This window comes from Ignavibacteria bacterium, from assembly GCA_013177855.1.
In the GTDB taxonomy this organism is placed as follows: domain Bacteria; phylum Bacteroidota; class Ignavibacteria; order Ch128b; family Ch128b; genus Ch128b.
Genome location: JABLYA010000001.1, coordinates 2,268,689 through 2,293,844, shown reverse-complemented (window position 1 = coordinate 2,293,844; position 25,156 = coordinate 2,268,689). Strand labels below are relative to the sequence as shown.

General features: G+C 32.4%; 26 protein-coding genes. 3 read left to right on the top strand and 23 right to left on the bottom strand.

What is annotated here, in order from left to right; all coding sequences use genetic code 11:
* Positions 1-12: 12 nt before the first annotated feature.
* The 13 genes from HPY57_09590 to ubiE form a co-directional block, all read right to left on the bottom strand.
* Positions 13-1,788 carry a S8 family serine peptidase gene (locus HPY57_09590; GenBank protein ID NPV12029.1) on the bottom strand — a complete coding sequence of 592 codons (1,776 nt, stop codon included), beginning with the start codon at positions 1,786-1,788 and terminating at the stop codon, positions 13-15.
* A gap of 349 nt (positions 1,789-2,137) precedes the next feature.
* Positions 2,138-2,917, bottom strand: a complete 780-nt coding sequence (locus HPY57_09585; GenBank protein ID NPV12028.1) for an enoyl-CoA hydratase — start codon at positions 2,915-2,917, stop codon at positions 2,138-2,140.
* A 9-nt stretch (positions 2,918-2,926) separates the two neighbouring features.
* Positions 2,927-3,481: a hypothetical protein gene (locus tag HPY57_09580; protein ID NPV12027.1), complete on the bottom strand. Its 555-nt coding sequence runs from the start codon at positions 3,479-3,481 to the stop codon at positions 2,927-2,929.
* On the bottom strand, positions 3,478-4,302 hold the full coding sequence (locus HPY57_09575; GenBank protein NPV12026.1) for a hypothetical protein: 825 nt from the start codon (positions 4,300-4,302) through the stop codon (positions 3,478-3,480). Before HPY57_09575 ends, HPY57_09580 begins: the two co-directional genes overlap by 4 nt.
* A gap of 5 nt (positions 4,303-4,307) precedes the next feature.
* A complete protein-coding gene (locus HPY57_09570) occupies positions 4,308-4,826 on the bottom strand; it encodes a hypothetical protein (GenBank protein ID NPV12025.1) in 519 nt (172 codons plus the stop codon).
* Position 4,827: 1 nt separating this feature from the next.
* Entirely contained in the window at positions 4,828-5,271 is a 444-nt protein-coding gene (locus HPY57_09565) for a hypothetical protein (GenBank protein NPV12024.1), read from the bottom strand.
* Between the two features lie 12 nt (positions 5,272-5,283).
* Positions 5,284-6,054 (bottom strand): SDR family oxidoreductase, encoded by a 771-nt coding sequence (locus tag HPY57_09560; protein ID NPV12023.1) that lies wholly within the window; start codon positions 6,052-6,054, stop codon positions 5,284-5,286.
* Between the two features lie 5 nt (positions 6,055-6,059).
* Positions 6,060-6,788, bottom strand: a complete 729-nt coding sequence (gene truA / locus HPY57_09555; GenBank protein NPV12022.1) for a tRNA pseudouridine(38-40) synthase TruA — start codon at positions 6,786-6,788, stop codon at positions 6,060-6,062.
* Between the two features lie 5 nt (positions 6,789-6,793).
* Positions 6,794-7,501, bottom strand: a complete 708-nt coding sequence (locus HPY57_09550) for a hypothetical protein (GenBank protein ID NPV12021.1) — start codon at positions 7,499-7,501, stop codon at positions 6,794-6,796.
* Entirely contained in the window at positions 7,502-8,815 is a 1,314-nt protein-coding gene (gene mtaB / locus HPY57_09545; protein NPV12020.1) for a tRNA (N(6)-L-threonylcarbamoyladenosine(37)-C(2))-methylthiotransferase MtaB, read from the bottom strand.
* Positions 8,816-8,898: 83 nt separating this feature from the next.
* Positions 8,899-10,695 carry a 30S ribosomal protein S1 gene (gene rpsA / locus HPY57_09540; GenBank protein ID NPV12019.1) on the bottom strand — a complete coding sequence of 599 codons (1,797 nt, stop codon included), beginning with the start codon at positions 10,693-10,695 and terminating at the stop codon, positions 8,899-8,901.
* Positions 10,696-10,805: 110 nt separating this feature from the next.
* Positions 10,806-11,513 carry a (d)CMP kinase gene (locus HPY57_09535; GenBank protein NPV12018.1) on the bottom strand — a complete coding sequence of 236 codons (708 nt, stop codon included), beginning with the start codon at positions 11,511-11,513 and terminating at the stop codon, positions 10,806-10,808.
* 163 nt (positions 11,514-11,676) lie between these two features.
* Complete coding sequence (gene ubiE, locus HPY57_09530) at positions 11,677-12,429, bottom strand: bifunctional demethylmenaquinone methyltransferase/2-methoxy-6-polyprenyl-1,4-benzoquinol methylase UbiE (GenBank protein NPV12017.1); 753 nt, start codon at positions 12,427-12,429, stop codon at positions 11,677-11,679.
* 32 nt (positions 12,430-12,461) lie between these two features.
* Between ubiE and HPY57_09525 the strand changes: the two genes are divergently transcribed.
* On the top strand, positions 12,462-12,779 hold the full coding sequence (locus tag HPY57_09525; protein ID NPV12016.1) for a hypothetical protein: 318 nt from the start codon (positions 12,462-12,464) through the stop codon (positions 12,777-12,779).
* On the opposite strand, the gene HPY57_09520 is transcribed toward HPY57_09525, so the two are convergent.
* The 4 genes from HPY57_09520 to HPY57_09505 are packed head-to-tail and all read right to left on the bottom strand — an operon-like array spanning position 12,776 to position 16,631.
* Positions 12,776-13,711 (bottom strand): phosphatase PAP2 family protein, encoded by a 936-nt coding sequence (locus HPY57_09520; protein ID NPV12015.1) that lies wholly within the window; start codon positions 13,709-13,711, stop codon positions 12,776-12,778. The genes HPY57_09525 and HPY57_09520 overlap by 4 nt on opposite strands.
* Before the next feature lie 3 nt (positions 13,712-13,714).
* Entirely contained in the window at positions 13,715-14,524 is an 810-nt protein-coding gene (rsmA, locus tag HPY57_09515) for a ribosomal RNA small subunit methyltransferase A (protein NPV12014.1), read from the bottom strand.
* On the bottom strand, positions 14,521-15,450 hold the full coding sequence (locus HPY57_09510; protein ID NPV12013.1) for an SDR family oxidoreductase: 930 nt from the start codon (positions 15,448-15,450) through the stop codon (positions 14,521-14,523). Before HPY57_09510 ends, rsmA begins: the two co-directional genes overlap by 4 nt.
* Positions 15,447-16,631: an anhydro-N-acetylmuramic acid kinase gene (locus HPY57_09505; GenBank protein ID NPV12012.1), complete on the bottom strand. Its 1,185-nt coding sequence runs from the start codon at positions 16,629-16,631 to the stop codon at positions 15,447-15,449. Before HPY57_09505 ends, HPY57_09510 begins: the two co-directional genes overlap by 4 nt.
* A gap of 19 nt (positions 16,632-16,650) precedes the next feature.
* On the opposite strand from HPY57_09505, the gene nfo reads away from it, so the two are divergent.
* Positions 16,651-17,514, top strand: a complete 864-nt coding sequence (gene nfo / locus HPY57_09500) for a deoxyribonuclease IV (protein ID NPV12011.1) — start codon at positions 16,651-16,653, stop codon at positions 17,512-17,514.
* A gap of 158 nt (positions 17,515-17,672) precedes the next feature.
* On the opposite strand, the gene dnaB is transcribed toward nfo, so the two are convergent.
* From dnaB to HPY57_09470, 6 genes are all read right to left on the bottom strand, one after another.
* Positions 17,673-19,172 carry a replicative DNA helicase gene (dnaB, locus tag HPY57_09495; protein NPV12010.1) on the bottom strand — a complete coding sequence of 500 codons (1,500 nt, stop codon included), beginning with the start codon at positions 19,170-19,172 and terminating at the stop codon, positions 17,673-17,675.
* A gap of 3 nt (positions 19,173-19,175) precedes the next feature.
* Positions 19,176-19,907 (bottom strand): uracil-DNA glycosylase, encoded by a 732-nt coding sequence (locus HPY57_09490; GenBank protein NPV12009.1) that lies wholly within the window; start codon positions 19,905-19,907, stop codon positions 19,176-19,178.
* Positions 19,904-21,112, bottom strand: coding sequence for a bifunctional phosphopantothenoylcysteine decarboxylase/phosphopantothenate--cysteine ligase CoaBC (gene coaBC / locus HPY57_09485; protein NPV12008.1), 1,209 nt, complete (start codon positions 21,110-21,112; stop codon positions 19,904-19,906). The genes HPY57_09490 and coaBC overlap by 4 nt, the downstream gene beginning before the upstream one ends.
* Before the next feature lie 21 nt (positions 21,113-21,133).
* Entirely contained in the window at positions 21,134-21,421 is a 288-nt protein-coding gene (locus HPY57_09480) for a DNA-directed RNA polymerase subunit omega (GenBank protein NPV12007.1), read from the bottom strand.
* Positions 21,422-21,521: 100 nt separating this feature from the next.
* Complete coding sequence (gene gmk, locus HPY57_09475; protein NPV12006.1) at positions 21,522-22,091, bottom strand: guanylate kinase; 570 nt, start codon at positions 22,089-22,091, stop codon at positions 21,522-21,524.
* Positions 22,084-22,959: a YicC family protein gene (locus HPY57_09470; protein NPV12005.1), complete on the bottom strand. Its 876-nt coding sequence runs from the start codon at positions 22,957-22,959 to the stop codon at positions 22,084-22,086. The genes gmk and HPY57_09470 overlap by 8 nt, the downstream gene beginning before the upstream one ends.
* A 384-nt stretch (positions 22,960-23,343) precedes the next feature.
* On the opposite strand from HPY57_09470, the gene HPY57_09465 reads away from it, so the two are divergent.
* On the top strand, positions 23,344-25,143 hold the full coding sequence (locus tag HPY57_09465; GenBank protein NPV12004.1) for a T9SS type A sorting domain-containing protein: 1,800 nt from the start codon (positions 23,344-23,346) through the stop codon (positions 25,141-25,143).
* Positions 25,144-25,156 lie beyond the last annotated feature (13 nt).

Sequence of the window (25,156 nt, the reverse complement as noted above, 5' to 3'; positions counted from 1 at the left end):
TATCTCCCCGAATTAGTTAATTAAAACCATCTTTCTAAAGGCTTTTAATTGATTAATTCGTGCATAATAAAAATATACGCCACTCGGTAAATTCAGATTCAAATCAAGTTCATACTCTTCAGGATTAAAAAAGGTTTTTTCCATTGACATTATCTTTTCCCCAACAATATTATAAATTTCGAAAACTAAAACACCCGGTTCAGGTATTTCTAATTTTATGGTAGTAGAATTATTAAACGGATTTGGAAAATTTTGATGTAATTTAAAAGAATTCGAAAAATTAAATTTTTCCAGGGTCGGCATAGAAACTAAAATATTTGCTTTGTTAGAAAAAGCAGATTCTAAGTTATTGTTAAAATTAGCTGTGACTCGGTAACTCATTAAGTATGGCGAACCTGTTTGCGATTCAATTCTTTGTGAGTAATCAACATAAAAATTAACATTTGAAGTTGTTCTACCTATTAAAAAATATTCAGTCTTATATCCATCATCAACTCCACGATAAATATTATATGAAATAGCAGAATCTATTAGATCCCACATAAGTTTAGGTCTGTTATTATAATTTGTGATCCTAAGATTTTTTGGCCGAGCTTTGGTTAATATTAATGCCTTTGCAGCATCTATAATTCCAAAGCCATAAAGTGTATCAAATCCTGGACTACCTTTATCTTTAGCTGTCTTCTCAATAATCTTGCGGATAAGATTTGGTTCATAATTTTCAAGACTTAGAATCAAACCGCATAATCCACTTACAAAAGCTGTTGATAATGATGTACCATATCCAAAGCCATAAAAATCGTTGTTATTCAAATAATCTGGCATTGTACTTAATATTTGATGATGACCACCACCAGGTGCACTAACACTTATATGATACCCTGTGTTTGAATAAAATGCTCGATCTCCTGAAACATCGGTTGCACCTATTGAGAGAATATTATTATAATTTAGAGATAAATACGCTAAATAATTAAATTCATATTTAGAAACACCAAAATGATTTCCCATCGCTACATTTATTAATACACCTTCTTTATTAGCAAGCTCAACAGCATCTATAATTTGTGAAATTTGTGAAATATTGTCATTATAACTAAAAGACAGTGATGCATTTAAAATTATTGACTTATTTGTACCAATAATATTTTTCTCAGTCACTAAATACTCTATAGCTCTTCTTAAGTAACTTGCCTTTGTATAACCCGCGCCTTCGAAAATTTTAATTATCCACATTTTACAATTCCAACAAACACCTGCTATACCTTCATTATTATTGGTTTTCGCTCCAATTATACCTGCTATTTTGGTACCATGCCCAATCCTATCCCTTAAGCTGTCTATTTCGTTTGTAACATTAATCCCTAATATGATTTTATTTAAATCATTTAATTCAGGGTGAGATAAAGAATAATCTTGATCATTCATTGGAATACCAGAGTCAAAAATTGCAATAATTACATCATTATTTCCAGTTGTGATTTCCCATGCTTTTGTAAATCCAATATCAGCAGCTGGGTAATAAGTATTTTTTAATGCCCATTGTTGATTGAACATTGGGTCGTTGGGAACTATTTCCTGTAAAATTCCTGCATGGTTGAATTCAACTTTTTCAAATAGTGAGTTGGATTTAAATGTTAAAAACATATTCTCAATCGATACTGGTTCAGGGAAATAAACAACACGCCATTTTAAAGGTGAATTATGATCCTTGGGGTCAACTACTCCTCCATATTTAGCGACATAATTTTGCAATATTTGATCACTTACTCCATTTTTTAATTTCACACAAAGTTCATTCGCAGAAACCATAAACTGCTGGCCTTCAAAATTTACAAACTTAAAATTAGATTGGGAATAAAGGTGGGAAAAATTAATGATATATATATAAGTGAAATGAAAATTGATTTGAAATTTTTCATTTTATCCTCCTCAATCTCATAAAAGATATAATTATTTTTTTCCAATCTGTCAAACAGGGATTGAACATTTACTCAAAATTCTAAATCAAAACAGAAAAGGCTAAACATTTCTGTTCAGCCTTCTTGAAAAAACTTTTTTATTGACCTAAAGATTTGAATAATTCCTAATCAAAAACTCTTCTTAGATCAACCAATAAATACTTATTACAAGAATTTTACTTTCCCTTAAATTCAGGTTTCCTTTTTTCCAAAAATGCTGATGTACCTTCCTTAAAATCTTCCGTTCCACAACAAACTGAAAACATATCTGCCTCAAATTTTAAACCTTCTGATAATGGTAATTCACACGCTGCATTAATTGAACGAATCGCAGTAGTAATTGCTACCCTTCCTTTCTGGATAATTGTAGAAAGCATTTTCTCCGATTCACTTAAAAGTTCACTTTGAGGGACAACTTTATTCACAAGTCCAAATTGATAAGCTGTATTTGCATCAATCATTTCGCCGGTTAAAATCATTTGCATCGCTCTGCCTTTTCCGATAAGACGAGTCAATCTTTGCGTTCCGCCATACCCTGGAATAATGCCGAGATTTACTTCAGGTTGACCAAACTTTGCATTTTCAGATGCAATACGAATATGACAAGCCATTGCCAGCTCGCAACCGCCGCCGAGAGCAAAACCGTTAACTGCACAAATTACTGGCTTTGAGAACTGTTCAATGTATGAAAAAATACGTTGACCATGCAGAGCAAACTCCTTTCCTGTCACCGAATTTAGTTTATTAATTTCTGAGATATCAGCACCGGCAACGAAGGCTTTTTCACCTGCTCCAGTAAGTATCACTCCCCAAATAGTTTCCACTTCTCCGCAATGTTTGAATGCAGAGAAAAGCTCATCAAGAACTTTGTGATTTAGTGCATTCAATTTATCTGGACGATTTATTGTGATAATTGCAATGTTGTTTTTTTGTTCAAATAAGATTGTTTCGTACATAATAACCTCCTAATATGAAATACTTATTGGTAAACGAAGTCGGTAATCAATTCCGATGTAAGGTTCATAAACTAAATAATGATATTTAAGAGTAAACTCAACAAGGAAAAAACTAAAACCTCCGCCGATTGCAAAACCAAATTTTTGTTCCTGCTTTGTGAAAGTTTCAAATCTATATGTATATGTTAGAATTTGTCTTTCGATGTAATTATAAGTTAAATCAACCGAAAGAAAAGGTGTTAATATTGTTTCTGATGCAATTAATGGAAACAAAAGATAATCAATTCCAAACCCAACTCCTGTTATTGATTTGCTTTCGTATTGATCTCTAATTATACCTTTCTGAGGGAAATGGGTGTAATTGAATTCAACCTTCATTATAAAAGGCAATGCAGAAGTTCCATATTCGAAACTGCCGCCAAAACTAAATCCAGTCTTATGCTTTTTAGATGCTTCGGCAAGTGGAAATCTTGCACCAACAAATGGACTTACAAAAATTCCTGAAATCTCTTGTGAATAAACCTGAGCAAATAATAAAAAACTAAGCAGCCAGATCTTCTTCATAAATTATTAGACTTTTTCTTATCAAATATAAAAAACAAAAAAGCGAAAATTATCATCAGTCCAGCAAAGAGCAAATCTATCAAGTAAACATCCAATTTTTTGAATACAAACAAACCGTTCCAACTTGAATACATTCGAGCGAAAAAAGTCTTAATAAGAAAAGTATTGTTTGAACCAAAGACAAGAACAAAGGAATATATAGAAATAAGCACAGAAAAAATTGTCAACCAGATTGAATTGTAAATTTTAAAGATTGTCAGATTGTAAAACAGCACAGCAAAGACTAATGCAAGGAATGAAAAATATTCAGGATTAAATTTACTCAAAGTGAAAACTGGCTTGGCAGAAATAAAACTTAGACTCAATAACAGACACACACCAAAAACTTTCAAAAATTTAAAGTCTTCAAGAATTAAAGTAATTACAAACAATGATGAAAGAAGTAATGGTAAATTCCAGATGTAATAAATCGGAAGGTCTACCAATGACGAGACACCGAATTCAATTAAAAATTCTGGTTTCTTGAACTTGAAAGAATATCCTAATGCGTAAATTAAAATTAATGTGAGTGCCGATATAAAAACAGGAATTACAAAAGAGATGAACCAGGCTTTTAATCTTCCAATTTGATTGAAATATTTTTTTAGTTCAATTAACCTCGTGCGATGAAAGTATATTACAATACAATTTACAAGAAAAAACAAGTTAAACCGAAAACCCAATAAATATATTTGCAACTCTGAATCAAATAAATCCTGAAGCAGGAAAACAATATTGTACGAAAGAATCAAAAAAATTAAAGTTACAATTTTCTTCTTCAAGTTTTCTAATGTTCGTGTTCTTCTTCAACTTCAGGTTGATTTGTTTGACCTGGCGTAATTCCCTGTTCAATCACCTTTGTTCCAACACCGTGTTTATAGACAAGTTCACCGCCATGCTCGCCTGTTTCATAAACGAAATAAACACCAATTAGTGCAAGGACTAAAACCACAATCTGTAATAAACCTTTAAATTTATTCTTAATGTTCAAAAAGAAACGAATTAATAAAATTCCAGTAAACCAAAATGTTGTGATCTTTGCATATTCTTCGTGCTCATCAATTAAACCGAGCGGAATTTTTACATTGAAATTATCAAACAAATATTCAGCATAATGATATGCTTGATTACCAGTCAGTAATGATGCAACAGCACCAAGAACTCCCAAGAATAAGATTAGAGTTGCAGATTTGTTCAGAAAATCTTTTTTGAAAATTAAATATAGAACTTCAAACAGCACATAGGTTAGAAGTAAACCAACAGCGAAATGAACAACCTTAGGATGAAAAGATGCTAAAGTTTCCATATTACCCTCCAAAAAGTGATTCTATGATTTTATATCTAAACTTAAACATTTTATTTAAGCGCCAATTTATTAGCGGCTTTAAAATTTTACCGAGCAAACCCAGATCATATTCGATCTCGTCAGTCATCACAACAGTTCCATCAAATAACTGCTTGAAACGATGTTGATGCCTCCAGTATTTAAAAGGTCCTTTCGTTTGTAAATCTACAATTAGTTCATTTTCAACAAGGTCTTCAATTATAAGATTCCACTCCATCGGGATAAATGGAAAGATGTCGAATTTTAATTTCACTTCGGAATTTTTTTCAAGCGGTGATTGATGCTGAATTATTTTTAAGTTCATACCTGGAGTTGAAACAAGCTTCAAATTTTTTGGATCTAGATGAAATCGAAAAATTTTCTGAAGATCAGTCTTAATTGAAAATGAACTTATAAACTTTTCCATCTTAACTCCAAATTAACCGCAAAGGACACTTCCACCGTTTACGTTGAGAATTTCACCTGTAATGTGATTTGCAAGATCGGATGCAAGAAAAAGAACTGGTCCTGCAATATCTTCCGGAGTTGCAATTTTTTGTAGTGGGATACTTTTTCTAACCTGTTCTTTATATTCTGGATCATTAAAAACAGGATCGCACATTTCTGTATCAACCCAACCTGGTGCAACTGAATTAACCAAAATTTTGTAAGGTGCAAGCTCGGTTGAAAGAGATTTTACATAACTAATCAAAGCGCCTTTACTTGCAGCGTAATGAGAATGAAAAGCTTCTCCTCTTTGTCCAGCTGTTGAAGTGATAATAATTATTTTTCCGCCCCCCTGTTTTTTCATATGCGGAATGACTTCTCGAGTAAAAAGCATTGTTCCAGTTACATTAATTGTCATTGTTCGATTCCAGTTTTCCAGCGTCATCTTATCAGCTTCACCATATTCCCAAATTCCTGCATTGTTTACAAGGATATCAATTCTTCCAAATTCATTTATAACATCTTGAATGATTTTAATTATTTGTTTTTCGGCTTCCACATCGTTATCGAGAGTGCACTGATATGCTTTTATTTTTTGATTTGTGTAAGCAAGTTCTTCAATTAACTTATCAGCTTCAGATTTTGCTCTGTTGTAAGTAAAAACGACTGACGCTCCAGCCTCAGCAAAAAATTTCACACAAGCTCTTCCAATTCCTCGAGAACCACCTGTGACAATGGCAACTTTATTTTGAAGATTTATCATAGATTTTACTCCTTATATTCAACATTATACAAGATCAAACCTTTTGATGGCGCCCATATTTTATTTCGGGCTTTTCCATCAAGAATATTCTTTACTTCTTCAAGATTTAATTTTGATTTAGCATATTCAATCATTAGTCCTACAATTCCTCTAACCATTCCATGAATAAATCTATCGGCACTAATAAAATATAACAAAAAATCATCTTTATTGAACCAGCGTGAGTATGAAACATTGCAAATTTTATTTTGAACTTCTTCTTCGGCTTTACAGAAAGATGAAAAATCTTTTTTACCAAGAACCATTGATTGAATTTCTTTTAATGCATTGAAATTAATTTCACTAAAAATTGTCCAGCTAAACCTGTCCCAGAAAACATTTTTTCTTCTCGATATTACATAAAGGTAAGTTCTTCTTGTTGCCGAGTATCTCGCATGAAAATTATTATTAACAATCGAAAGGTCTTTTATCGCAATATCCTGCGGCAATAAACTATTCAAAGATTTTTTTAGATTAATTAGATCAACTTTTTCTGAAATTTTAAAATGAAAAACTTGATTAAGTGCATGAACTCCTGCATCAGTTCTTCCCGAACCTACGATTTTAATTTCATCTTTAAGAATTATTCTTAAAGCTCTTTCAATCTCCTCTTGAATAGAATTTGAATTGGTTTGCCTCTGCCAGCCTGAATAGTTTGTACCTTCATACTCAACAGTGCCTTTTATGACTGGCATAAATCCTAAAAAGATCTGTGGAATGTTAGATAGATTTGTGGATTATAAAATTTATCAACTCCAAGGTTGGGGATTAACTGAAAAGACCCATTCGCTAATTTTTCATTGAATCGATTTGCAAGTATTGCTGCATTAATTGCGCTGACAATATGGTTTATTACAATTAGAGCAATAGGAAACTGCTTATTATTAAAAGCACTTTCACTGGATAACCAAAGATTGCGATATCTTTTCCTTTCCTGATTTGTATTCCAGTTCCAATAATAATAAGCCTCATCATAGACTGAATTAAATTCTCGATTTAAAAGTTTTTCATTATTGTAATCGTTAATGTTCATATAATTACCAATAACAGCCCAGTATCTTTCATCTTTACCGGAAGGATTTACACCGCCATTTGTCTTAGCGAAATTGATGTAATTTTCTCTTTGAAATTTTCCGTAATAATCAAAGCCCCAGAGTGTTAACCAGAGTCCTCCCTCAGTTAAAAGAAAATATTTTCCAACATCAAACCTTTCTACATAATATTCACCTGCGCCGGGAACTGCAAGTGAAAGAAAAAATGCAAGTGTTTTACTCTTTTCTTTATGATTAAAACTTAAAATATCCTGCCGATTGATTTTCAAATTTGTCTCTAAACTAAGTTGACTTTTGAATTGTGCAAAGAGATTTGATGTGAAGAAAATCAGAGCAAATAAGAGAGATTTTTTCATTTAATCCTCATAAATTTTTTGAATTTCACCGACAACAAGTTCATTCTTTAAATCAGTTAACCTAAAGTCGGCGAATTTATTTGTGAGATCATAAGGAGAATCTGATACAACACGAATGTAATTTGAAGTAAAACCTTTTATTGTTCCATCATCATCTCGATGTTCAAATAAAACTTTCTGTTCAGTTCCAAGCATCTCGAGATAAAATTGATATTTTTTCCGGGCACTTAAAATTCTTAATGTATTGGTTCTTCTTCTTCGTTCATCTTTTGGTACTTGATCTTTCATTTCAGCAGCAGGTGTTCCAGGTCTCTCGGAATAAGTAAAAACATGCAGATAAGAAACCGGCAGATTAGCAATAAATTCCTGAGTGGTTTGAAAATCATTTTCATCTTCACCAGGGAAACCAACAATTACATCCACACCAATACCAGCAGAAGGAATTAATGTCTTTACTTTTTCAATTCTATCAGCGTATAATTTTGATAAATACCTTCGTTGCATTCTCTTCAGAATTTTATCACTACCGCTCTGAAGTGGTATGTGGAAATGTTTACACAATTTAGCTTCCTGAGCAACGAGCTCGATTATTTCATCACTCAAAAGATTTGGTTCGATTGAACTAATTCTAATTCTAAAATCACCATCAACTTTAATTAATTTTCTCAAAAGTTCATAAAGACTTGTGCCGATCTTTGAACCATAATCACCAACATTCACACCAGTTAGAACAATTTCTTTGTAGCCTTGCTGAACGAGCTCTCTTAGTTGTTTTATTGTATCATCTACAGATTGACTGCGACTTAAACCTCTTGCTTTTGGAATTGTACAAAATGAACATTTATAATCACAACCATCCTGAATTTTAAGAAAAGCTCTCGTTCTATCTTCAGGAAGAGGAGTAAAGGCTGGACCGAAGTCATTTAGTTTTTCAAGTGGAGAAACATACACGCAGGCAAGATTTTTCTTTTCGAATGAATCTATAAAATTAAAAATCTCAAATTTCTCTTTTGATCCTAAAACTAAATCTACACCTTCTATCTTTTGAATTTGTTCAGGTCTCAATTGAGCGTAACAACCAGTTACAATTACGAAGCCATTGGGATTATGTCTTAAAGCTCTTCGAATAATTTGACGGCATTCTCTTTCAGCGTTTTCGGTAACTGTGCAGGTGTTAATAACATAAACATCGGCTGGCGAGTCAAAATCTGTTAGGGAGAATCCTCTCTTTAAAAAAGAATTCCCTATTACGCTTGTCTCAGCATAATTTAATTTACAACCAAGTGTATGGAATGCAACCTTTTTGGTATTCATAGTCTCTTTATAAAAATAAAAATGTCATTGCATTCCAAAATAGAAGGAATGCAATGACAAATCAAATACTAAAATCTATCAGATTATTCTTCTGATTTTTTCGGTTCGGATTTATCTTTTTCTTGCTTTGATTTTTGAGCTTTTGTCCTTTGTTGTTCCTTTTCTTTGAACAAATCGCCAATCGTGACTTTTTCAAGTTTATGCTTGGTTAGATATTCTTCAACAAGTTTTTGCTCTTTATCTCTCAAAGCTTCAATTGCGCTTAAAGTGATCTTCTTATTTTCTTTATCAAATTCAATCACTTTAAGTGTAAGTTCTTCACCTTCAGGGAATGCTTGTTTGATATTCTTTATAGGAGTTGGTGAAAGTTGATTAGCTGGAACAAATCCATCAACTTTCAATGGCAGCTCAACAAGCAATCCTTTATCAACATGTCTGATAACTTTACCAACGACCTCAGTTCCGACTTTGTATTCACGCTCGAATTTGTCCCATGGATTTTCTTCAAGCTGTTTGTGACCAAGAGAAATTTTTCTCTGCTCAACATCTATGTTCAAAACAACAACATCTATTTTGTCACCTTTCTTAACGATTTCGGCGGGGTGACGAATCTTCTTTGTCCATGATAGATCACTAATATGTATCAATCCATCTACTCCCGGCTCAAGCTCAACAAATACACCGAAGTTTGTAAGATTTCGAACAATACCAGTGTGTCTTGATCCTTCAGGATATTTCTTAAGTAGTTCACCCCAAGGATCTGGTTCAAGTTGTTTCAAACCAAGTGAAATTTTCTTTTCTTCTTTGTCGATGCTAAGAATAACAGCTTCAACAACCTGGCCAAGTGAAACTTTCTGCGAAGGATGCTTAATGTGCTCAGTCCAACTCATCTCGGAAATATGAATTAATCCTTCAATACCTTTTTCAATCTCAACGAATGCACCATATTCAGTTAAAGATACAACTTTACCAGTTACACGCTGATTAATTGCATATTTCTGATCAATGTTTTTCCAAGGATGTTCTTGAAGTTGTTTGATACCGAGAGAGATTCGTTTCTTTTCAGGATCAAAATCAAGCACAACACAATTAATAACTTCATCAAGTTTTACAACCTCGGATGGATGATTAATTCTTCCCCAGCTTAAATCTGTTATATGAATTAAACCATCGACACCACCGAGATCGACAAACACACCAAAGTCAGTAATTGCTTTGACAGTTCCTTGCAGTACCTGTCCCTTTTCAAGACTATTTAGAATAGCTTCTCTTTGATCTTTAATTTCTTCTTCGATCAGAACTTTATGACTGACAACAACATTTTTCTGGGCATGATTAAGCTTTACAATTTTTACATCAAGAGTTTTTCCAATAAACGCATCGAAATCACGAATTGGTTTGATATCAATCTGACTTCCCGGCAGGAATGATTCCATTCCGAAGATTTCAGCAACCAAACCACCTTTGATTCTCTTTAAGATTTTAGCCTGAATAATTTCTTGATTATCGTAGGCCTGTACAACTCTTTCCCAGATTCTCTGGAAGTCAGCAAGTTTTTTAGAAAGAACTATTTCACCTTCAGCAGTACCTTCAACTTTTTCAAGGAGTACTTCAACCTGTTTGCCAGGAATAATTTGTGATGGATCATCAAATTCAGAAACCGGAACAGAACCTTCCGCTTTGAATCCAATATCGATGATTACCCTGTCTCCCTGAACTTCTACTATTGTTCCTTTTACAATCTCACCTTCTTTGTAATCTGTGAGATCTTTTGTTAGAAGTTCAGCAAGTTGTTTATACTCTTCTTCAGAATAGTTACCTTCTAAATCATAGAGATTTTTCTGATTGAGTAATTTTTGGTCTATGTTTTTTTCACTCATAGCACCTGTTTGATTTGTTTCGTTTATTAAATCGGACATTTATCCTCCGTTTTTTGAACAAGTTTCTTGCCGCCATCGAAGCAAAAAACCTGTTCGATGTTGAACATTCGTTAATTGCGATGGCTTTGATTTTCTAAATTAAAACTCTTAATTATTTCCATTGCTTTGTTATAAATCGCTTCGACCTGTTCATCTATTGTCAATTTTGTTGTATCAATAACAATGGAATCTTCCGTTATCATCAATGGATTTACTTCCCGGCTTGAGTCAATTTTATCTCGAGTAGCGAGATTACCTCTCACATCGTCTAAATCTATATCCAAACCCTTATTTTTCAATTCTATTAATCTTCTGTATGCTCTAATGTCAAGATCAGCCGTTAAGAAAATTTTGAGTTCAGCATTTGGGAAAACTGCTGTTGTAATATCTCTGCCTTCCATTACAATTCCACCCTCAGCTCCAATCTCTCTCTGCTTTTGAACAAGCAACTCCCTAACCTTTCCAATTTTACTGAATTCGCTGACTTTATTTGATACTTCAGGTGCTCTGATTGCATCACTTACATTTTCAGAATTAACAAATAATACGCTTCCATTATTTTCAAATCTAAAATTCATTCCCTTGACGAGTTCAACCAATTTGTCAACTTCATCTGGTTTAATAGAATTTCTTAAAGCATAGAGAGTAACGGCTCTATACATTGCACCCGTATCGATATACTTATAGTTCAATTTTTCGGCTAAAAGTTTTGCTGTTGTACTTTTTCCAGCACCAGCAGGTCCATCGATAGCTATAATAATCCCTTTTTTGGTTATCATTGACCACAAATATATTAATTGAGGTTTTGCTTTACAAACTTGCAAAATTACTCTTTAATAAAATCGAAAAATAAAAAATTAATTTTTACTTATTGGTATAATCTTACTCAAAATTGAGGATTGGAAATTTATAAAAATGATAAAATTACAATTAAATGAATAATCAATACTCTGGCGACTTTCTTGCTGAATAGAGCTTAACAATTCCAAAAGTCAGCGGTTCTATTTTCAGCTCACGAAATCCTGCTTTAATAATTTCACTTGCTATATCTTTTTCTTGTTCAAATAGTTTTACTGATGCAGGTAAATATTTATAAGCTGAATTATCCTTAGAGATAATTTTCCCAATAAAGGGAAGTATTTTTTCAAAATAAAGTCTATAGATAAATCGAATAAATCTGTTTTCAGGAAGACTGAATTCAAGGATTAAAATTCTGCCGCCGTTTTTTAAAACCCGGTACATTTCATTAAGTGATTTCTGAGAATCGTAAAAATTTCGTATACCAAATGCGATCGTGATTAAATTAACTGTTTCATCTGGCAGATTAATGTTTTCAGCTTCACCAACAATATAGGTGAACTTACTCTCATCAAACTTTTTCTTTTTGACTTTTTCTTGAAAAACCTTCAATGAATTTTCAGCAATGTCGTAGCCGATTATGTTACATTGAAATTTTTTGTGAACTTCAATTCCAAAATCACCCGTCCCTGCGGCAAGATCAAGACAGGTATCATCTTTATGAAGATAAATATCTTTAAGAGCTCTTTTTCTCCAGTAGATATCAATTCCAAAACTTAGAAGATGATTCAATAAATCATAAGTCCGATAAATTGAGTTAAACATTTCTCGAACAAATTTTTTCTTTTCTTCTTTATCTCTAAAATTTAATTCATTTAATTTCTTATCGTAACTCATTATCTTTGTTCAAACAAATGATAGGTTAAGTTATGGACAAATACTTAAAAGCAATTCGTGAAAAAGTCTGTTCAATTTGTGTCGACTCCGATGATAATGGAAATTGTAAAATGACCGATGAAGAATGCTGTGCAGTTGAATTGTATCTGGATAAAATTGTTGATGTTGTCCACTCGGTTCAGAGCGAAAAAATGTCAGATTATGTTGATGCACTTCATCAAAAAATTTGTGTTGAGTGCCGCGGCGGTTTTGAACGTTGCAACTTAAGAGCGGATGTAAATTGTAGTCTCGATAGATATTTCCCATTGATTGTTGAAACAATTCAGTCGGTTGATAGAGAAGCATATTAAATCCAGTCAGGTATTTTTCTTTCAGTGTATCTATTCCATGCCCTATAAATTAATCTTCCCGTCCAGAGTGTAATGATCATAAATATTGCGCCAGCAATTAAATCAATTACATAATGATAACGCAAGTAAACAGTTGAAATTATCAAGAGTATTCCTGTGGGAATGATAAAATATTTTGTCCTGGTATTAAACTTTATTGTTGCATACATAGTGAGCAAAGTCATTTGCGTATGTCCTGATGGAAAAACATCTCTTTGAACAAGCAAATGTGGATTTACAACTCCTTTCGGAATTGATTCACCAATATTAACAAATTCACGAAGATAAGGGGTGAGTAATAATCCGGGTAGCTCATTATCGATATTAAAAAAATCATGAAGTGTAAATCTGGGTCCAACCGCAGGCAACGAAAAATAACCGAGATAAGATAGGAAGAAACCATACACAATTAGAAAAGCGGCAAATTCAAATTCTTCGTATTTCTTATTTCTGAGCAAATCAATACCAACTATGATTGGCAATAAATAAAAAGAAGTATAAACAATCTGTAAAATTTCGGTAATAACTGGATGCGAAAACTGATATAAAAAATGGGTTGGGTCGACACCAAATATCCATCGATCAATTTTTATAAGTAATTCATCATAATCAGTTGGATGAATGGGATGAACCATATAATACAATTGCTTAAATGTAATAAGTATCATTGGTGCGAGGTACCAGTAATGCAATTGCTTCCAGAATGAATTGTTTACCTTGTAATCTTGATAAGCGATGATAAATATTAAGACGATAGTTAATATTTCAATCACAAGAAGATTAAAGGTGTGATGCACTCGCTGATAAAAAATTATATTTAATGAGATTAAAAAAACATAAAATACAATGGTACAAATATCAAATACATTGAGAACTTTAAGATATTTTTTCATAGCTCACTTAATCTTAGTGTATTTTAATCCACAAAAATTTTTTGCAAGATAAATAAAATCATCGAGACTGAGTTCTTCAGCGCGTTTTGAAAAATCAAACTGCAATGCAAAGAATTTATTTTTTATTTCAACTTCGTTCTCATCAAAAAGATTCTGCAAAGAATTTTTAAGTGTCTTTCTTCGCTGGTTAAAAGCTGTTCGAACTAAGTGTCTAAAAACTTTTTCTTCTAAGTCATTCAAATATTGTTTTGGTTTAATGGTCATTCGAATTATTGAAGAATCAACTTCAGGTTTTGGGTAAAAGCAATTTCTTGATACATTGAAGAGTATTTCAGGTTCAGAATAAAATTGTGCAAAGACACTTAAAATTCCATAATCTTTCTTTCCTTTTGAAGCAACGATTCTTTGAGCAACTTCCTTTTGAACCATTATAAAAGCATCATTGATATATGCATAATTATCAAAAATTTTAATTAGTATCTGACTTGTAATATAATATGGTAAATTTCCTATGATCCGATATTTATTCTCGAAGAATTCACTTTTGAAATCACATTCAAGAATATCTTTGTTGATAATTTTTAGATCAGGAAATTTTTGATTTAATTCTTGTATAAGTTCACTATCAATTTCAACTAAGATTATGTTTTGAGAATACTTAATCAGCTCCTCTGTCAGTGCACCTCTGCCAGGACCAATTTCAAGAATTAAATCACTTTTCTTTGGTGAGAATGCCTCTACAATTTTTCGGATAATATTTTTATCGACTAAAAAATGCTGACCTAATTTTTTCTTTGCTTTAATTTTCGTCAATCCTGTTTTTGTTCTTCTTCATCTTCAATAAATTTTTTGTAAAACTCAAAATTTTCTTTGAGTTGTTTAAGATTCTCAAGAAAAGTTCTGGGAATTAGATTAAGCTTAATCATCTTATCAAAATTTAATCCAAGATTTTTAACCATTTTATATTCTTTGAAGCTCTCGCATGATTCTTTTTGAACCAACCTCAAATCAAACCCAAATACCTCAGCAGTTTTGAATACCATTTCATAACGAGATATCTTTTCAAAACCACAAAAATTCATAATCTCTCTTTCAGGAAGTTTAATTTCTGTAAAATGTTTCAAGAACTTTGCTGCTTCCTCTACAAATAAAGCATTTCGAAATTGATCATAAAAAGCATTTACTACTTGACCCTTCATCAATTGCTTAAATGAAAAGTCAAAAAATGATTTGTGCATTGAAATTGAAAAACCATACATGAGAGCTACTCTTAAAATCAAATAATATTTTCCATATTGGATAACGGATTTTTCAGCTTCTAATTTTGTATGCGCATAAAGATTGAGAGGATTCAGGATGTGATCTTCTTTTATATCATCACCTTCATCATAAACAAGATCAGATGAAGTAAAAATTAAAAATGAATTGTAAGTGTGAGATAAGGAAGCAATCTGTCTGGTCAATTCTACATTCATTTGATATACATATTTTTCATCTTGATTAATCACTTGTGAAGGAATGACTGCTGCAAGATGTATCACATAATCGGGCTTAAAATCTCTATATAGAATGTTAAGCTCTTCGCTATTCAATAAGTCAAGCTGTATAGGTTCAACATTTCCAAATTGTGGTTTTAAATTTTTATAAATCGCAAAAACTTTAATGTTATCCATATCAAATAAACGGCATAGATGCGAACCCAGATAACCTGATGAACCCGTAACTAAAATTCTTGTCATAAACAAATTTTTCCAAGAATTGTTTTCGATGTTGCACCTGTAACAGAAGGAATATTGATTGGATTTTCTGAGATGGTTTCATTAGCAAATATTGCAAAACACACTGCTTCTTTAGAATCAACTGAAAAGTTATCAGTTTCAACTTTTTTTACTTTGACTTTTTCACCAAAATATTTTTGTAACGCTTTCATAATGTAAGGATTATTGGAGCCCCCACCGCTCACAAGTAATTCTGAAATTTCTGAATATCTTTTCAAAAATTTATGATAATTATAAAACACCGCATATGCAGTGTATTCGCTAAAAGTTGCAACAATATCTTTCGGTTGTAAACTTCTAAAATCATTCAAAACTTTTATTAAAAATTCTTCATTGTATCTTTCTCTTCCAGTTGATTTAGGCGGTTTTCTATTAATGAAATCATCCAGCTCAATAATTTTTTTGAAAAGTCTCTCATCAATTTTTCCCGAACTTGCAATCTTTCCATCTTTATCGAATTTTTTATTAAAAAACTTTTTCACCAGAAGATCAATCAAAATATTTCCTGGACCTGTATCAAATGCAATAACATCATCTATTGCGGCGTTCTTTTTTAGAAGAGTAATGTTTGAAATACCGCCAATATTTAAAAGAGCTCTGTTAGTTTTATCGGACCTGAAAGCTAAGAAATCGAAATAAGGCACAAGCGGTGCACCTTCTCCATTCAAAGCCATATCTCCAATTCTAAAATCACCAACTGTCACCACTCCAGTTAACTTTGCAATGACTGATGGATCTCCAATCTGTAATGTTGACTTGATTTTTTCACCAAACAGTTTTTTCTCAACAGGTAAGTGATGAATTGTTTGTCCATGTGAACCGATTAAATCAACCTGTGTAATTGAAATTCCAAAATCTTTGCAAAGTTTAGTTGCCGCTTTGGCGAACAATTTGCCAATTAAAAAATTCAATCTACAGATATCTTCTACATTGCTTGTTTCTTTTAATGAATTTTTTAGAATTAACTCTTTTGAGCCTTTAGGATATGGATAAGTTTTAAAGAATAATTCTCTAAACTTTGTATTAACACCATTTCCTTTAACTTCGACTAAGGCTGCATCAATCCCATCGACTGATGTGCCTGACATCAATCCGATTACAATTTTCTTTTTTTTATTTTGTAGTTTGATTAATCTATTCATAATTAAAAATGGATTTGTTATGAAAATTTTACTTGGAGCACATACCTCCATTGCTGGTGGAGTCGATAAAGCAGTTGAACGAGCTGCCAGAATTGGTTGTACAACATTTCAACTTTTCACAAAGAATAGTAATCAATGGTATGCAAAACCTTTAAATGAACAGGTTATTCAAAATTATAAAAGACTTATTAAACTCAAAAATTTAAAACCTGTAATTGCTCACGATTCTTATTTAATCAATCTTTGTGCAAAGGATAAATCAATCTTAAAAAAATCGAGAGAAGCTTTTATTGACGAACTTAACCGATGTGAATTGCTTGGAATTGATTACTTAAATTTTCATCCAGGTTCACATATGGGAATGGGAGAACTTGATGGAATTAAACTTATAGCAGAATCAATAAATATTGCTCACGATAAAACAAAAGGTTACAAAGTTAAATGCATGATCGAAACAACCGCTGGACAAGGAACGAGCATAGGTTATAAGTTCGAACAGATTAGAAAAATTATTGACCTTGTTGAAGATAAAAAACGATTGGCAGTATGTGTGGATACCTGCCATATTTTTGCAGCTGGTTACGACATAAGGACTGAAAAAGGTTATGAAAAAACCTTTCAAGAATTTGATGAAGTTATCGGCTTAAAATATCTAAAAGCATTTCATATGAATGACTCAAAAAAAGGTCTGGGAGAAAGAGTAGATCGTCATGAACATATTGGTAAAGGAAAGATTGGATTAAACGGTTTCAGGTTTATAATGAATGATGAGAGATTTTTTTCAATTCCCAAAATTTTAGAAACACCTAAAGGTGAAGATATGAAAGAGGATATAATCAATATGAGAAAGTTATTAAGACTTGTGAAAACTAACCTTCACTAATACACAAGGAATGAATTATTTATTTGAAATGATTGACTACTATTTCCAAATAAAAAAGTCTCAAAAAGTTATCAGAACTTTGCATAATTCAATAAAAAAAGTCAGACCAGAAAAATTCCGATCTGACTTTAGAAAAAAATTTTCAAACTTATAAAAAATTAAAACGGTGCATTCTCTGAAGGTGATTCTTCCTGATCAAAATCTTCTTGATATGTATCAAAATCTTCCGATATATAAGTTTTTTCAGAAACCAACTGTCTGAAATCATCAGTTGTTTTCTCTTCAAATCTTGTGAATTGCGGGAAAAATAGTAAATCAAACGATCCAGTTGGACCATTCCTTTGTTTTGCAATTATAAATTCTACCAGTTTTGGTTCATCTGGAGAATCAGTCTTATCACTATCTGAACTTTTAGCATACAAATCGGGTCTATGAAGGAAACAAACAATATCTGCGTCCTGTTCAATTGCACCAGATTCACGCAAGTCTGATAGCATTGGTCTTTTTGTTTGTCGAATTTCCACCTGACGATTTAGCTGAGCAAGCGCAACAATTGGAATATCGAGCTCTTTGGCTAATGCTTTCAATCCTCTTGAAATGTATGAAATTTCTCTCTCACGACTTTCAGCATCGGCGGGTCCCTGCATCAACTGCAAATAATCAACAAAAATGATTCTAACTTCATTTTCAGAAATCATTCTTCTTGCTTTTGCTCTTAACTCGTGCAATGAAATTGCAGGAGTATCATCAATAAAAATTTTAAGATTACCTAAGGATCTTATGGCTTTAGTAATTTTTGGCTCTTCTTCCTTAGAGAAGCGCCCTGTCCTGATTTTTCTAACATCAATTTTAGATTCCATGCTTATCAAACGAATAACAATCTGTTCTGCTTTCATTTCAAGACTGAAAAAACCGACAGGGATTTTGGAATATTTTGAAATGTTGTAAGTAAGCGATAAACCAAGTGCAGTTTTTCCAACACCTGGTCTTGCTGCAATAATTATCAAATCCGAATCTTGAAACCCGCCTGTCAAATTGTTCAAAATTGTATAACCAGTTGAAATTCCTGATACTTCAGACTTTTTCATTTTTTCTATGAAATCAACAGTCCTTTGCACAAGCTTCGAAAAATCAAAATAAGTCTTCTTAAACTTTAATTCCGAAATCTTAAATAAACCCGCTTCAGCATCATTTAATAAATCAAAGACATCAGTTGACCCACTGTAACCTTTAGAAGCGATGTTTAAACAATGAGTAATAATTTCTCTTGTCATAAATTTTTCGACAAGAATTTTACACATTCCCTCTATATTTTCAGAGCTCTCAACCATTCTTGAAAGTTCAAGCAGGTAACTTACACCACCAATTTCTTCAATTAAATTTCTTTCATTGAGTTTTTCGAGAACAATAGGAAGATTTAAATTTTCAGCAGGATTAACAGCTGTAAAATCTCTAATCACACGGTAAATTTTTTGATTCGCTTCTGAGTAAAACATCCTTTCATCAGTAATTATCTCAGTAACTCTGTTAATGCACTGAGGGTCTGAAATCATTGTAGCAAGAACACTTTTTTCAATCTCCGGTGCGTAGGGCATAGATTTATTTGCGTCCTCGAATGAAATTTTTATCGAGCGATCATTTGAAACTCTTTTTGCCATTTTTCACCTCACTAAAGTATCGTAGTAATTCTTCATTTTAATTAAATCCTCTTCAAAAGTAGTTTTCCATCCCATATTTCGCAAAATAGCAGCAGGGTGAAAAGTAACAAATAGAGGAATTTCGTAATAGTTATAAATATTTTTTCGGAGATTGCTTAAAGTTTCATTCTTTCGCAAGAGAGTGTTTGCAGCAATTCGACCTAAAGCCACAACTATTTTTGGTTTAATTAAGCTCAACTGTTTCAAAAGATATGGTTCGCACTTTTCTACTTCCTGAGGTAGTGGATCTCTATTATTTGGTGGACGACATTTCAATATATTACAAATGTAAACTTCTTCTCGCTGGAGTCCTATCTTCTTTAATGTTTCAGTTAAAAGTTTTCCAGCTCTTCCAACAAAAGGTTCACCTTGAAGATCTTCATCTGCGCCCGGAGCTTCACCAATAAAAACGATATCAGCAGATGGATTGCCAACACCAAATACAAATTTTGTTCGTGTTTTTCCAAGTGGGCATTTCTGACATTGATTGATCATTTTATCCAGTTCAACAAGCGAATTAGCTTTTACAAAATCCTCGTCAATGTTTTTTAAGTAATAGTCAATAAATTCCGTATTTAGTTTCTTAACACTTTTATTCGAACTGGATTCATTAACATAGATTGGAAGATTCAATTCTTCTTGATAACGCAAAAAGTCTTCAATCTTATCAAAAAGTTCGTTTTTATCTTTACTCATAATTTTTTTATCTCGTCAAGAATATCATTGGCAACATCAAATTTGAATTTTTTTGGATACTTTTGAAAGCTGCCGTCTTTTTTCAAAATATAAATCTGATTGGTATCAACTTCAAATGCTGAACCTTCTTCAAGTGGATTATTGATTACAATCATATCAAGTTTTTTCTTTACAAGCTTTGCCTTAGAATTTTCAATTTCGTTTTCTGTTTCAACGGAAAATCCAACAACAATCTGGTTTTTCTTCTTAAACTTTGAAATTTCTTTCAATATATCCTTGTTCTCAACGAGTTCAATTACCAGATGGGATTGAGTCTTTTTAATTTTTGACTTTGATATTTGTTTGGGGCGATAATCTGACACTGCAGCAGCTGAGATAAAAATATCGCATTTTGGAAATTCTTTTTTTACGGCATTAAACATTTCTTCTGCTGTTCTTACTTTGATCAACTTAATTGCAGAAGGATAGTTCAAATTAGTCGGACCAGTAATAACTGTCACATTTGCACCACGGTATAATGAAGCCAACGCTAGAGCGTGCCCCATCTTTCCACTTGAACGATTACCAATAAATCTCACAGGATCAATTGGTTCGAATGTAGGACCAGCCGTAATCAAAACTTTTTTCTTCTTAAAATCTTTATCAGAATTATATAGTAAAGATTTTATTTTATCGACGATTAAATCAACTTCTGCCATTCGACCGTAACCAGTCAATCCACTTGCAAGTTCTCCATATTCAGCTTCAAGGAAATGAATTCCCTGCATCTTTAATTCAGAAATATTTTTCTGATTGGAATAACTTAAATACATATCTTCATCAGCAGCAGGAACGATTAGCATCGGGCATCTTCTTGCTGAGACTAAAGTAGTCAATGCATTATCAGCAATACCATGATTTATCTTAGCAATTGTGTTCACAGTTGCAGGTGCAATAACAATTAAATCGGCCCACTGAGCTAAATTGATATGCCAGGTTGCGGTTTTTGTATTTTCTTTTTTCTCTGGAAAGATATTAACAATTACTTCGTTTTTTGATAGTGTGGAGAATGTAAGTGGAGTGACAAATTCACAAGCCGAAGGAGTCATTACAACACGAACATCTGCGCCAAGCCTTACGAGTTCGCGTACTAAATAACAGGATTTGTAAGCGGCTATTCCACCGCTTACTCCTAAAATTATCTTTTTGTTTTTTAAATCTGTCAATCAAAAACAATTAAAAAATTATTATTTATATCTGAAAACAATTTCACCTTTGAGCAATGATTCAAGAGCTTGCTCAGTTGGTTTTCCAAGAGCTTCAAGTTCTTTACTAATTCTAATTTGATCAGGATTTTCTACTTCTTCAGTATCATCAAGCTGAACCTGTGGAGGAAGTTCGGATAATCTTTTATTAAATATTTCTCTCATTTCAGCGTTAATTTGACGTGCTTTTTTAGCTGCAACTATAATTGCTTCGTAGATACTTTCATTATGTTTTTCAATTTCTTTGAGTTCTATTGGTTTTAAAGGCATTTTTATCCTCGTTTTAATTAACTATTAATACCACCATCTGATTTACAAAGATAAGAATTTTTATCTTTTGTTCAGAATGCAGTTCAAATCAAAATTTGAATTATTCCTTAATTATTTTTTGAATTATTTCATTTACTTCCTCTATTGCATTTTCGAGCTCATAATTTTTGACTTCATAATCAAAATATTTTGCTTTTTCGAGTTCCATTTTCGCTCGCTCAATTCGTTTTTTAAGAGTCTCAGGAGTTTCTGTATTCCGCTTACGAAGTCTATTTTCCAGCTCTTCAATGCTTGGAGGAACGATAAAAATTAAGTGAGCATTAGGGTATAATTTTTTAAGTTTAAGACTGCCATTTACATCGAGTTCAAATAAAATATTTTTACCAAGTTTTCTGGCTCTTTCAATCTCTGACTTTAATGTTCCATAATAATAATCATAAATTCTTTCCCACTCTATAAACTCATCATTTTCAATTTTCTTTTTGAATTCGTCTTCAGTTAGAAAATAGTAATCCACTCCATCGATTTCATTTGCTCGTTTTGGTCGAGTGGTTGCTGAGACAGAAAATATTAATTTATCTTGATTAAGTTTTAAGATTTCTTTGATAACGCTGGTTTTACCTGTCCCACTCGGAGCCGAGATTACAATAAGTTTTGGTTGCTTACTCAATGTTCTGGATTTGCTCTTTTATTTTTTCGATTTCCTCTTTTATCAAAACAACAATCTGTGAGATTTCAGCACTATTTGATTTAGCCGAGATTGTATTTGCTTCTCTTAACAATTCTTGAGCAAGGAAACTCAAACGCCTGCCGCTCGGTTCGTTTTTATCTATTGATTCTTTGAAAAATTTAATGTGACTCTTCAATCTTACGCATTCTTCTGTTATATCCATTTTATCCAACAATAAAGCGAGTTCAAGTTCCAGGCGTTCTTCATTAACATCTTTTCCTTCAAGTAATTTCTGTGCTTTTTCTTTCAATCTTTGAAATTCCAGCTCTGCCCTTTCTGACCAGATTCTTTCAATTTCAAAAACATTATTTTCAATTAATCCAATTCTATTCAAAAGATCTTTCTCTAATTCTTTCCCTTCTTGAATTTTCATTTCCATTAATTTCTGGATCGAGAGTTCAACGCAATTGTAAAGATTCTGAAATTCGATTTCGGATATTTCTTCGTCTTTGTGCTGAAATATTTCCGAAAATTTTAAGAAGTGATCAAGTTTAATTTTCTCTTTTGATTTGGTAACCTTCTTAATCTTCTTAAAGAGCTGATTCAGATATTTAATTGTTTCTTCATTTATGTCTATTGGAAGGTTTAAGCTTGCATTTCTCTCGAGGTTAGCAGATACAATAATTTTGCCTCGATTAACATATTTTCTTACGAGTTCACGTATCTCATTTTCTCTCTGCGAGTGAACACGAGGAAGCTTTATTGAGATTTCCAAAAATTTACTATTAAAACTTCTAATTTCTGCAGAATAGGAAACGCCATCTTTTTCAAATTCAGCATTTCCATATCCAGTCATACTAATAATCATCTTGAACCGCTCATTTTTAGTTCACAAACTTAAAGAAAAGAAATTAAATTATAAATTTTGAAGTAAAATGTTTGGCTGTATTTGATTTAAGATTGACCTCATCCTCGATTAAAAGATGATTTGCTGTAAAAATTAATTAGAGAAATTGAAATCCTAAGATCAATAATCAAAGAAACTTCAAATTGAAAAATTAAAAGACCGAACGAAAATGTTTTGAGAATTTTTGTATTCAACCTATTCTTTTAATTTTCCTTTGAATCATTTAATTTAAGATAGGGTTAATAAATTCAAATGAGGGAGGTCATTATGGTCAAAAAAGAGTTCACACTTCTTTCTTTCGCGCTATTTCTGATTTTTAATACTTTTATCTCACTGGCTCAAGGGATGAACCAAGCATCACCCCTTTCAATTGAAACAAATCAAAATGAGAATATTTTTTCAAGAGAATTTAATGAGCCAATTCAATTGATACAGAATTTTTCAGACAGTCTTTCCTTTACTATGTTCAAAGATCAGCGAGTATTGCAAAATTATGATTATGAATTGAACCAAGAAGAAGACATCATATCCCCAATTTCAGGTAATCCTGGGAACTGGGTATACATAATCGGTGGAAATATTAAAGGTGATTATTATGTTTCACCATATGGTAATGACAGCAGTAATGGTTCTTTCGAATCGCCATGGAGAACATTAAGTTTTGCAGTACAGCAGATTCAACCAGGGGATACATTGGTCGTATTGCCTGGTTCTGGTAGAACAAGACCTATAATAGCTGGAGGGAACAATCTAAGAGCTGCATTTGATCTTTCAGGTAAGAATTACATATGGATTGAAAATCTTGAGATTACACATAATGATAATCTTTCAGGGGACGGTAAATTTTTCAGAGATGGAATAGTAATAAGTGGAAATAAATCCACAAATATTGTTCTAAAAAACTTATATATTCATCATATTGATGAGTTTGGGTTGAATTTTCAGGACATTGATTCACTAAAATTGTTGGATTCAAGAATTGAGTATTGCGGTTTTGGTGCATTAGGCGGACCTGCCGGTGAAAGTGGCGGTTGGAGATTTATCGAAATTAAAGGATGCAATCTTTCTTATAGTGGTCACTATTATCAAGGTGGAGATGGTTCAAATAGCCCGTATGATAGACCCGATGGCTTTGGTATTGAAGCATCGGAAGGCCCAATTGAAATTTCCAATACAATTGCCTCGCACAATTATGGAGATGGACTTGATTCAAAAGCAAAGAGAACTTATATCCATGAATGCATAGTTGCAAATAATTCCTGTGATGGTGTGAAACTCTGGGGTGATTCTTCAAGGGTAGTTAACACATTAATTTATGGCCGCGGTGATGGTAATGCAACAACAACTCCCTGGTCGCCACTTGTAATAAGTACAGAAAACCATAATAGTTATTTTGAAATAATTAATTGCACCATCGACGATACAGTTGGTGAAAATTACATTATGCACGTCCAGTATGATTCACCTACAACACCCGTCTACGTACGAATTGTAAATTCTATTTTTTGCAGTAGAGGAAATAATGCACCTACTATCTGGCTTGGTGATTCAGTCAATTATAATATCACTTATAATCTATTCTATTCCCCTAACGATGATCGTTTATTAATTAAAGGAAATACAACTTATACTTCATTAGAAATCGAGCAAATTGGTCCTGGTAATAAATATGGGAATCCACTATTCTATTCTGTCGGATGGGGTTTTGAAGGTAATTATCATTTAAAACCAAATAGTCCAGGTATCGATTCGGGAGATCCACTAAGTGCACCAACGAATGATCTTGAAGGTAATTTAAGACCTCAAGGTAATGGAGTAGATATCGGCTGTTACGAAAATTTGACTGGGACAAAAACAGAAGATGGTTTTAATGTTATTCCAGCTAACTTGGAATTATTTCAAAATTATCCAAATCCATTCAACTCAAAAACAAAAATAAAATTTAAGGTACCCAACTCATCTTATCTGACATTAAAAGTATTTGATTTGCTTGGAAATGAAATAAAAACATTGATTGATGAATTCAAAAAACCAGGAATTTATGAGATTGAATTTGATGCATCAGGATTAACAAGTGGTGTTTATTTCTATCAATTAAAAGCAGGAAAATTTATAAAAACAAGAAAAATGATTTTAGTGAAGTAGTAAAATGTTACGG

Coding starts and splice junctions, on each gene's coding strand:
- HPY57_09585 (NPV12028.1), bottom strand. CDS start 2,917: ATGTACGAAACAATCTTATTTGAACAAAAAAACAACATTGCAATTATC.
- HPY57_09580 (NPV12027.1), bottom strand. CDS start 3,481: ATGAAGAAGATCTGGCTGCTTAGTTTTTTATTATTTGCTCAGGTTTAT.
- HPY57_09570 (NPV12025.1), bottom strand. CDS start 4,826: ATGGAAACTTTAGCATCTTTTCATCCTAAGGTTGTTCATTTCGCTGTT.
- HPY57_09565 (NPV12024.1), bottom strand. CDS start 5,271: ATGGAAAAGTTTATAAGTTCATTTTCAATTAAGACTGATCTTCAGAAA.
- HPY57_09560 (NPV12023.1), bottom strand. CDS start 6,054: ATGATAAATCTTCAAAATAAAGTTGCCATTGTCACAGGTGGTTCTCGA.
- truA (NPV12022.1), bottom strand. CDS start 6,788: ATGCCAGTCATAAAAGGCACTGTTGAGTATGAAGGTACAAACTATTCA.
- HPY57_09550 (NPV12021.1), bottom strand. CDS start 7,501: ATGAAAAAATCTCTCTTATTTGCTCTGATTTTCTTCACATCAAATCTC.
- mtaB (NPV12020.1), bottom strand. CDS start 8,815: ATGAATACCAAAAAGGTTGCATTCCATACACTTGGTTGTAAATTAAAT.
- rpsA (NPV12019.1), bottom strand. CDS start 10,695: ATGAGTGAAAAAAACATAGACCAAAAATTACTCAATCAGAAAAATCTC.
- HPY57_09535 (NPV12018.1), bottom strand. CDS start 11,513: ATGATAACCAAAAAAGGGATTATTATAGCTATCGATGGACCTGCTGGT.
- ubiE (NPV12017.1), bottom strand. CDS start 12,429: ATGAGTTACGATAAGAAATTAAATGAATTAAATTTTAGAGATAAAGAA.
- HPY57_09525 (NPV12016.1), top strand. CDS start 12,462: ATGGACAAATACTTAAAAGCAATTCGTGAAAAAGTCTGTTCAATTTGT.
- HPY57_09520 (NPV12015.1), bottom strand. CDS start 13,711: ATGAAAAAATATCTTAAAGTTCTCAATGTATTTGATATTTGTACCATT.
- HPY57_09510 (NPV12013.1), bottom strand. CDS start 15,450: ATGACAAGAATTTTAGTTACGGGTTCATCAGGTTATCTGGGTTCGCAT.
- HPY57_09505 (NPV12012.1), bottom strand. CDS start 16,631: ATGAATAGATTAATCAAACTACAAAATAAAAAAAAGAAAATTGTAATC.
- nfo (NPV12011.1), top strand. CDS start 16,651: ATGAAAATTTTACTTGGAGCACATACCTCCATTGCTGGTGGAGTCGAT.
- dnaB (NPV12010.1), bottom strand. CDS start 19,172: ATGGCAAAAAGAGTTTCAAATGATCGCTCGATAAAAATTTCATTCGAG.
- HPY57_09490 (NPV12009.1), bottom strand. CDS start 19,907: ATGAGTAAAGATAAAAACGAACTTTTTGATAAGATTGAAGACTTTTTG.
- HPY57_09480 (NPV12007.1), bottom strand. CDS start 21,421: ATGCCTTTAAAACCAATAGAACTCAAAGAAATTGAAAAACATAATGAA.
- HPY57_09470 (NPV12005.1), bottom strand. CDS start 22,959: ATGATTATTAGTATGACTGGATATGGAAATGCTGAATTTGAAAAAGAT.
- HPY57_09465 (NPV12004.1), top strand. CDS start 23,344: ATGAACCAAGCATCACCCCTTTCAATTGAAACAAATCAAAATGAGAAT.